The following is a 532-nucleotide window of genomic DNA, read 5'->3' as shown; positions in this document are numbered from 1 at the left end:
TCCATCAGTGCATTATCTAAGCAGTTGCCTTTTCTGCTCATACTTTGCTTAATACCATGCTGTTTAAGCGTCTTGTTAAACGGTTTCATTTGATAATGCCATCCTTGATCTGAATGCAGCATTAAACGGTTGTTCTGGTACGTATCTATCTTATCTAAAGCCTTATCTAGCATCTTGCTCACTAAGTCATAAGTCGGTCTCTTTGAGAGCGTATAGCTGATAATCTCATTGTTATAACAATCGAGTATCGGCGATAAATACAGCTTATGATCACCCACCTTAAACTCAGTAATATCGGTGAGCCAGCGTGTGTTCGGTTTATCTGCAGTAAACTGGCGCTTTAAATGGTTCTTTGCAATCTTACCTTGTTGTCCTTTATAAGAGCGGTACTTCTGACGTCTTATCTTGGCGCTAAGGGTCATGTTACGCATCAGCTTAGCGATGAGCTTGTGGTTGTAATGACTGCCTAACTGCTTTAGCGCTACCGTTATTCTGCGATAGCCGTACCTACCTTTGTGCTGATGATACAGCT

1 protein-coding gene is annotated in these 532 nt (G+C 41.5%); it reads right to left on the bottom strand.

Annotation, left to right across the window (positions count from 1 at the left end; all coding sequences use genetic code 11):
- Nucleotides 1-532: IS3 family transposase (locus ACS8FD_RS24190; protein ID WP_439277716.1), on the bottom strand; the 532-nt coding region annotated here is incomplete at both ends.

The sequence above is a fragment of the Psychrobacter sp. 1U2 genome (genome assembly GCF_051847575.1).
The sequence above is the reverse complement of the archived record's forward strand: the minus strand, read 5'-3'. Positions and strand labels throughout refer to the sequence as shown.